This window comes from Shewanella sp. SG41-4 (genome assembly GCF_014164505.1).
Classification (GTDB): Bacteria; Pseudomonadota; Gammaproteobacteria; order Enterobacterales; family Shewanellaceae; genus Shewanella.
On the sequence record NZ_JACJFI010000448.1, the window covers coordinates 1 to 2,253 of the forward strand.

The window sequence follows — 2,253 nt, forward strand, 5'->3', positions numbered from 1 at the left end:
AGGGTAAAAGTCAATTGAGAGTTTGTGTCGTTAATGGAATAAGTTAAACTTTCACTGCAGATCTCGAAAGTGGATGAGGTAGGTACACCTTGATTGGTACTGTCTGAATCACCTCCGCAGGCACTAACTAATATGGCACTGGCTAAAAGACTGTAGATCCCTAAATTTTGCGGTAACTTCATTAAACGACTCCATGTCTATTTTATTATAATTTAAAAATACATTTGAATAACATCTTGTTAGCAAAAATAATGTAGCACGCAGTTTTGTATAAATGCAACTATCAAAAAAAGCGCCAGAAGGCGCTTAGAGAGCTAACAAATACGAAGCTTATTTACTTTTGTTCGGACTTTTTCTTTAAGCCTAATCCTAGTTCACGGCCGCGTTTACGAGCATAAAACGGAAAGCTGATTAATAGAACGCCAATCAATACCGATTCAATAAGCGCAAATACAAGCGCATCAGTGGTGACATAAGCAAGGGTTAATCCATGCAACAAATACACACACAGAATAAAACTAGCCCATGCATATGTATATGGGTTACCGGTTAAGATGCCTTTAAGCGGGAACAATAAAGGTACTATCCATATTAAGCTGAATCCTAGCGAGTAGGTGCCATTCATGCCTTGTTGAATAAACCAGCCGCTGAGCAGCAGGAGTAAAGCAAGGTAACCAATACGACTTAGTTGAAACAAGGTTTGTGAAGTCATTATTTTACTCGTTAAAGAATAGACAAAATATTTTCTGGAGGACGACCAATAGCAGCTTTATTGTTGGCTAGCACGATAGGGCGTTCAATTAATTTAGGTGTTGCTACCATAGCAGCGATAAGTTGATCTTCCGATAACGATGTATCTGCCAAATGTAGGGCTTTATATTCGTCTTCTTTAGTACGCATTAACTGGCGAGCGGTTAGGCCAAGCTGCTGTAAAATAGTCTGGATTTCAGCGGCAGTAGGGGGTGTTTTTAAGTATTCAACGACGGTGACATCTGCTGCATTAGCTTGCAACAATGCGAGTGTCTCACGGCTTTTTGAACAGCGAGGGTTATGGTATATCGTTGTTTTTGTGGTTGTCATTGTTATAGTCCGTCATTAAAAAATGGCAAACAATAAGTAGATTTATTGTTTGCCATTATTCTATCAAAAAATAGCTTATAAGGTTAGATTATCGCGGCTATTTTAATTCTTCCATTGCCCTATCTGCTTGTCTAAATTGTCTTATTCTTGCTTCGATCCTTGCCAGTTGTAGGTTTTGGCCATCAGAATAACGATATGCATAATTAAGTTGGTCAATTGCCCCTTTATAGTTAGCCGATAAGGCCATGACTTCAGCATTGCTATAATATTCAAGTGCTTTATTGTCTAGTTTACGATACGCATCAGCCATAATTTGATACGGCAGCATATTTTGCTTATCGAAAAATATTAGTTCTTCTAAAAGCGGAATGGCTTTCTTTGGTTCATCAGCCTGAACAAAAATATTGGCTAAGTTAGTATTGATCACTTGCGAGGTAGGTTTTAATTTTCGCTTAGCTTCTAATAATGCTATTGCACCTGCAAAATCTTTTTTCTGATCTAATAAATCTGTTTTAGTGTCAATGTAAAACAAATTATTGTCATCTTGCTTTAGTAAATCATCAATGATCACTTCAGCTTGAGCAAACTTTTCCAAACGGAAAAGTGCTAAAGCTTTGCCATAAAGTGCTGCCTCTTTAAACGAATACTCGTTCTTTTTTAGCTGTTGTTCAAACAGAGATAATGCAGCATCATCACTAAAATTTGAAAAGCGTACTTGGATACGCGCTTTTGCTCGCTGAAAGTTAAGACTGTTAGGGATATTATGTTTAGGGTACTGAGCTGCGCGATTACGTGCCTCGGTAATACGAGATTCTGGTAATGGATGTGTTAGCAACATTTGCGGCGGTGTCGTGGTAAAACGATAGCGGATTGCAAGTTGACCAAAAAATGCTGCCGCAGCATTAGGATCAAATCCAGCATCGACAAGAATTTGCATTCCAATACGATCAGCTTCTTTTTCATGTAAGCGGGTATAGTTAATTTTAGATTGCGTTGCTAATGCCTGAGTTGTTGCTAAGGCTGCCATGCCGGCTTGAGGTGCCGCTATCGTTAATAAAATAGCCCCTAACATTCCCACAATCGTGGCAGTCGAGCTTTTTTGCTGTGCCTCAAGTGAACGTGCTAGATGGCGTTGAGTAACGTGGGTAATTTCGTGTGCTAGTACCGATGCTA

At 39.1% G+C, this 2,253-nt stretch carries 4 protein-coding genes; all 4 read right to left on the reverse strand.

Annotated features, from left to right (window positions below; genetic code table 11):
* The coding region (locus H5202_RS24050) for a hypothetical protein (protein WP_220493952.1) at positions 1–182 on the reverse strand (182 nt) is incomplete at its 3' end.
* A gap of 152 nt (positions 183–334) precedes the next feature.
* A complete protein-coding gene (locus H5202_RS20900; protein ID WP_182773752.1) occupies positions 335–712 on the reverse strand; it encodes a DUF2069 domain-containing protein in 378 nt (125 codons plus the stop codon).
* Positions 713–723: 11 nt separating this feature from the next.
* Positions 724–1,080: an arsenate reductase (glutaredoxin) gene (gene arsC / locus H5202_RS20905; RefSeq protein ID WP_182773753.1), complete on the reverse strand. Its 357-nt coding sequence runs from the start codon at positions 1,078–1,080 to the stop codon at positions 724–726.
* Between the two features lie 97 nt (positions 1,081–1,177).
* Positions 1,178–2,253 (reverse strand): M48 family metalloprotease (locus tag H5202_RS20910; RefSeq protein WP_182773754.1); only part of this gene is annotated, 1,076 nt, incomplete at its 5' end.